Source organism: Polaribacter sp., assembly GCF_051251875.1.
GTDB lineage: Bacteria > Bacteroidota > Bacteroidia > Flavobacteriales > Flavobacteriaceae > Polaribacter.
On record NZ_JBPOGL010000032.1, the window covers coordinates 42,952 to 49,152 of the forward strand.

Genomic DNA, 6,201 nt, shown 5'->3' on the forward strand with positions numbered 1-6,201 from the left:
CCTTCCCAAAGGGAAGGAAACTGTTCTGAAAAAAAATATTAAAAATGGCTAAATTTAATTTTAACAACAAAGTTTTTTACTTGCTAGAAAACTCTGAAAGTGGAAAAGTGAATTCTGAGACTGTTTTTAACTATCAGCAAAAAGGAAATATAGTAACTGCAGATTATGCTGGAGGAACTATTAAATATGGAAAAATTATTGCGACACTTCATGATGATTTTTTAAATATGATTTATCAATGTGTAACATCAGAAAACGAATTAAAAGCTGGAAAAGCAGTTGCTAAAATAAGTTTAACAAAAGAAAAGAAAATTCTTTTGAAATTGAATTGGCAATGGGTAAGTGGAAATATGGAAAAAGGTGTTTCTGAATATATTGAAAGTAAAAAAAAATAAAATACAATTATAAACACAAGAGTGTTTTCCTCTTTGGGGAAATTAAAAGTGGCTATTATGGAAAACTTACAAGCATTAAAACAACGTTTTGGCATTATCGGAAACGATATTCACTTAAATCGTGCTTTAGAAAAAGCAGTAAGAGTTGCTCCTACAGATATTTCTGTTTTAGTAACAGGAGAAAGTGGTGTTGGTAAAGAAAATATTCCGAAAATTATACATTCATTATCTCACAGAAAACACGCAAAATATATTGCTGTAAACTGTGGTGCAATTCCGGAAGGAACAATAGACAGTGAATTATTTGGTCATGAAAAAGGATCTTTTACAGGAGCAACACAAGATAGAAAAGGTTATTTTGAAGTTGCAGATGGCGGAACCATTTTTTTAGATGAAGTAGGTGAACTACCCTTAACAACACAAGTACGTTTATTACGTGTTTTAGAAAATGGCGAGTTTATAAAAGTAGGTTCATCTAAAAGCCAAAAAACAGATGTAAGAATTGTGGCTGCAACCAACGTAAACATGCAAGTAGCCATTGAAAAAGAACGTTTTCGAGAAGACCTTTATTATAGATTAAGTACTGTTGAAATTCATTTGCCAGCCTTAAGAGATAGAAATGAAGACATACATTTACTGTTTAGAAAATTTGCAGCAGATTTTGCTCAAAAATACAGAATGCCTTCTATAAGATTAGAAGAAGACGCTATAAACGTATTGCTAAACTATCGCTTTCCTGGTAATATTAGACAGTTAAAAAATTTAGCTGAACAAATTTCTGTGATTGAAGAAAGCAGGATTATTACAGGCGCAAAACTTCAACAATATTTACCCAACAATAAAGGAAACTTGCCGGCGGTAATTGGCGGTAAAAAAGAAAATGATTTTTCTACTGAACGAGATATTATGTACAAAATCTTGTTTGACATGCGTAATGACATCAATGATTTAAAGAAATTGACACTAGACTTAATGAAAAGTGGCAATATAGAAGATGTACAAGAAGAAAATCATCAATTAATTGAAAAAATTTACGGAAACAACGAGGCTCAAAAATCAAATGTTGAAGTCTTGAAAATTTCCCAGAATTCATCAACAGAAAAAGAGTACGATTTTATAGAAACTATTGAAGAAGATGAATCTTTATCTTTACAAGACAAAGAAATAGAAATGATTCAAAAATCATTAGAAAAAAACAATAATAAACGTAAGTTAGCCGCTAAAGAATTGGGCATTTCTGAACGTACTTTGTATAGAAAAATAAAACAATACGATTTATAAAAAAATGTATAATTCTTTAAAAATTGTATTTTTAATTGAAAAAAAAACTGTCCACTCGAGTGCAGTCGAGAGGTTTTAATAAGTAACTATTTTAGGTTTCGACTGCGCTCGACCAGACAACATCAATGAAAAAACTATCCTACATACTATTATTTTCAATAAGCACCGTATTTCTTGTGGCATGTGGTGCATACTCTTTTACCGGAGGAAGTACTGGTGATGCAAAAACATTACAAATAGATTTCTTTCCAAACCAAGCTTCTTTAATAGAGCCTTCTTTAAGTCAGCGTTTTACGCAAGATTTACAAGATTTATTTACCCGTCAAACTAATTTAACATTAGTAAATGGCAATGGCGATTTATATTTTGCCGGAGAAATCACAGGATACAGAGTTACACCAATGAGTGCTACTTCAGACCAAACATCAGCACAAAACAGGCTTACAATTACCGTGAATGTAAGGTTTGAAAATAAACTCATAGAAAAAGATAATTTTGAAAAACAATTTTCTTTCTATTCAGATTTTGATGCTTCTGCACAACTAACAGGAAGTGTTTTAGAAGCTGCTTTAGATGAAATTTTAGAACGCGTTACACAAGATATTTTTAATGCATCTGTTGCAAAATGGTAAAAATAATTAAGATTTAAAGTTTTAAATTAAAAGTAGAGTAAATAAAATACAAATTGAAAACAGCCACTTTTATAGACATCATAACAAATAAAACTCAAATTCAGGAAGTAGAAACTGCTGAGTTAAAAACTGTTGTAGACCAATTTCCATATTTTCAAGCCGCAAGAGCATTGTATTTAAAAGGTCTAAAAAATCAAGATAGCTTTAAATATAACAACGTATTAAAACTAACGGCTTCTTACACCACAGACAGAACTGTTTTATTTAATTACATAACTACCAACAATTTTAATAAGAAGAAAGAAGACATTCATCAACAGATTTCAGAAAAAATTTCTAATGAACATTTAACAGTAAAACCTACTAACACTTCTGAAATTTCAATAGAAAAAGTTGAAGAACTAGCCAAAAAACTTAGTGAAGCACAAGAAACTAGCGAAGTAGAAACCGAAATTGAAGACGTAAAAGAATCCTTAAACATAGGAAAGCCAATTACTTTTTCATCCACAGAAAATCATTCATTTAATGAGTGGTTGCAAATATCTACAAAAACTCCCATTAATAGAGAAATAGAAAAACCGGTTAAAACAACAAGCAAAAAAGACGACTTAATTAATAGGTTTATAAAAAATAATCCTAAAATAAAACCTTTGGTAAAAGACAAAACCATTGCTGTTTCAGTATCAAAAAACACCCAAGATGCCGCCTTAATGACAGAGACTTTGGCCAAAGTGTATCTAGAACAAAAAAAGTATGAAAATGCAATACAAGCTTATAGAATTTTAAGTTTGAAATATCCAGAAAAAAGTGGTTTCTTTGCAGACCAAATTAAAAGAGTACAAATTTTACAAAAAAATAAATCATGAGTTACACAGCATTTTTAATTCTAATTTTGATTGTAGCCATTGCATTAATCTTAATAGTGATGGTACAAAATCCTAAAGGTGGAGGTTTATCTTCTTCTTTTGGAGGTGGAGGTGCACAATCTTTAGGTGGTGTACAAAACACAAACAACTTTTTAGACAGAACAACTTGGACTTTAGCAATTGCTATGTTTGCGTTAATCTTATTAGCTAACTTTGCTATTCCAAGAGATGGAGACAACAATTTTAAGTTAGACAATACTTTAGATGGCGTAGAAACAACTACACCTGTTGAAAACACAACACCTACAACTAATGATAGTTTAAAATAATTATCTGTTAGAAATAACTTAAAATGCCAACGAAAATGACACGTTGGCATTTTTTTATGTCTAAAATTTATGATTAAATTCAATCCTAGAAAAATTGTCAGTTTTAATGCATTGGCACAATTTCTGACTATTAGACAACAAGTAAATTATAATTTAATTAATCAAAAATATATAAAAAATGGGATTAAACATTAAACCTTTAGCAGACAGAGTTCTTGTAGAACCTGCTCCAGCAGAAACAAAAACAGCATCTGGATTAATTATACCAGACAACGCTAAAGAAAAACCACAAAAAGGAACTGTTGTTGCCGTTGGTAATGGTAAAGTTGATGAGCCTTTAACCGTTAAAGTTGGTGATACCGTTTTATATGGTAAATATGGTGGTACAGACTTAAAATTAGATGGCGTAGATTATTTAATGATGCGTGAATCTGATATTTTGGCGATTATCTAATTCGCTTTAAGCCTTATGCAAAAAGCTTTAAGCTATGAGAGACTTTAAAAAATATGATATTTGGAAACTAAGTCATCTATTTACATTAAAAATATATGACGCTACAAAATCTTATCCTAAAGATGAAGTGTACGGGCTTGTTTCCCAAATAAGAAGAGCAGCATCTTCAATACCAACCAACATTAGTGAAGGTTGTGGTAGAGATAGTGATGCTGAATTCAATCGTTTTTTAACAATAGCTTTAGGTTCTGCATCTGAGGTAGAGTATCAATTAATTCTTTCAAAAGATTTAAATTATATTAATGAATCATCATTTATCAATTTAACTGAAGAAATTAATATAATAAAAAGGAAAATTTATTCCTTAAAACAAAAATTAAAATAATAAACTAGCTTTCGGTTTTTGCCAACAGCATATAGCCTAAAGCATAAAGCATATTTAAAAAATGGCAAAAGATATAAAATTTGATATTGAAGCAAGAGACGGATTAAAACGTGGAGTTGATGCTTTAGCAAATGCAGTAAAAGTAACATTAGGACCAAAAGGAAGAAACGTAATTATTTCTAAATCTTTTGGAGCACCAACAGTTACCAAAGATGGTGTTTCTGTAGCAAAAGAAATTGAGCTAGAAAATGAGCTAGAAAACATGGGAGCTCAAATGGTAAAAGAAGTTGCTTCTAAAACAAATGATTTAGCGGGTGATGGAACTACAACAGCAACAATTCTTGCACAAGCAATTGTAAAAGAAGGATTAAAGAATGTTGCCGCAGGCGCAAATCCGATGGATTTAAAACGTGGAATTGACAAAGCGGTGGCTGCAATTATTGCTGATTTAGAAAAACAAGCTAAAAAAGTAGGTAATTCTACAGACAAAATAAAACAAGTTGCTGCAATTTCTGCAAATAATGATAACACAATTGGCGAGTTAATTGCTACTGCTTTTACTAAAGTTGGTAAAGAAGGTGTTATTACTGTGGAAGAAGCTAAAGGTATGGAAACCTATGTAGATGTTGTTGAAGGAATGCAATTTGACAGAGGTTATTTATCTCCTTATTTTGTTACAGATGCAGACAAAATGATTGCAGATTTAGAAAATCCTTATGTTTTATTATTTGACAAAAAGATTTCTAACTTGCAAGAAATTCTTCCAATTTTAGAGCCTGTTTCTCAATCTGGTAGACCTTTATTAATTATTGCTGAAGATGTAGACGGACAAGCATTGGCTACTTTAGTAGTAAATAAATTACGTGGTGGATTAAAAATTGCTGCTGTAAAAGCTCCTGGTTTTGGAGACAGAAGAAAAGCTATGTTAGAAGACATCGCTATTTTAACTGGTGGAACTGTTATTTCTGAAGAAAGAGGATTTTCTTTAGAAAATGCAACTTTAGATTTATTAGGAAATGCAGAAGGAATTACAATTGATAAGGACAATACTACCATTGTAAATGGTGCTGGTGATGCTGAAGCTATCAAAGCTAGAGTAAATCAAATTAAATCTCAAATAGAAACTACAACGTCTGATTACGACAAAGAAAAACTACAAGAACGCTTGGCTAAATTAGCTGGTGGTGTTGCTGTTTTATATGTTGGTGCTGCCTCTGAAGTAGAAATGAAAGAGAAAAAAGATAGAGTTGATGATGCTTTACATGCTACAAGAGCTGCCGTAGAAGAAGGTATTGTTGCTGGTGGTGGTGTTGCTTTAGTGCGTGCAAAAAGAGTTTTAGAAAAAATTACTACAAATAATTTAGATGAAACTACAGGTGTACAAATTATTAACAAAGCTATTGAAGCTCCTTTAAGAATTATTGTTGAGAATGCGGGTGGCGAAGGTTCTGTAGTTTTAAACAAAGTTTTAGAAGGTAAAAAAGACTTTGGTTATGATGCTAAAAATGATGTTTATGTAGACATGTTAGAAGCAGGAATTATAGATCCTAAAAAAGTAACGCGTGTTGCTTTAGAAAACGCAGCTTCTGTTGCTGGTATGATTCTTACAACTGAATGTGCATTAATTGATATTAAAGAAAATGCTCCTGCAATGCCTCCAATGGGTGGTGGAATGCCAGGAATGATGTAGTAGCAAATTGCTACAGATAAGTTATTTCACGCTTATGTGAAATATTGATATTAAAAAATCCGATAGATTCATTTCTATCGGATTTTTTGTTTATAGGCACTTTCAGAAGTAAGCTATAAAAATAAATTTAGGATTAAAAAGAGGTAAAGAAAATTTAAAATTTCTTTAC

At 31.2% G+C, this 6,201-nt stretch carries 8 protein-coding genes; all 8 read left to right on the plus strand.

Features of this window, described 5'->3' with window-relative positions:
• Nucleotides 1-44: 44 nt before the first annotated feature.
• The 8 genes from ACSHW5_RS13505 (at nt 45) to groL (ending at nt 6,032) form a co-directional block, all read left to right on the plus strand.
• Entirely contained in the window at nt 45-395 is a 351-nt protein-coding gene (locus ACSHW5_RS13505) for a hypothetical protein (RefSeq protein ID WP_435676672.1), read from the plus strand.
• A gap of 57 nt (nt 396-452) precedes the next feature.
• Nucleotides 453-1,676: a sigma-54 interaction domain-containing protein gene (locus tag ACSHW5_RS13510; RefSeq protein WP_435676673.1), complete on the plus strand. Its 1,224-nt coding sequence runs from the start codon at nt 453-455 to the stop codon at nt 1,674-1,676.
• Between the two features lie 125 nt (nt 1,677-1,801).
• Nucleotides 1,802-2,308, plus strand: coding sequence for an LptE family protein (locus tag ACSHW5_RS13515; RefSeq protein ID WP_435676674.1), 507 nt, complete (start codon nt 1,802-1,804; stop codon nt 2,306-2,308).
• A 53-nt stretch (nt 2,309-2,361) separates the two neighbouring features.
• Nucleotides 2,362-3,174, plus strand: a complete 813-nt coding sequence (locus ACSHW5_RS13520) for a hypothetical protein (RefSeq protein ID WP_435676675.1) — start codon at nt 2,362-2,364, stop codon at nt 3,172-3,174.
• Nucleotides 3,171-3,503, plus strand: a complete 333-nt coding sequence (gene secG, locus ACSHW5_RS13525; RefSeq protein ID WP_435676676.1) for a preprotein translocase subunit SecG — start codon at nt 3,171-3,173, stop codon at nt 3,501-3,503. The genes ACSHW5_RS13520 and secG overlap by 4 nt, the downstream gene beginning before the upstream one ends.
• A gap of 178 nt (nt 3,504-3,681) precedes the next feature.
• Complete coding sequence (locus ACSHW5_RS13530) at nt 3,682-3,957, plus strand: co-chaperone GroES (protein ID WP_036826691.1); 276 nt, start codon at nt 3,682-3,684, stop codon at nt 3,955-3,957.
• A gap of 34 nt (nt 3,958-3,991) precedes the next feature.
• Complete coding sequence (locus ACSHW5_RS13535; protein ID WP_435676677.1) at nt 3,992-4,342, plus strand: four helix bundle protein; 351 nt, start codon at nt 3,992-3,994, stop codon at nt 4,340-4,342.
• A gap of 61 nt (nt 4,343-4,403) precedes the next feature.
• Nucleotides 4,404-6,032, plus strand: a complete 1,629-nt coding sequence (groL, locus tag ACSHW5_RS13540; RefSeq protein WP_435676678.1) for a chaperonin GroEL — start codon at nt 4,404-4,406, stop codon at nt 6,030-6,032.
• The last annotated feature ends 169 nt before the right edge of the window (nt 6,033-6,201 follow it).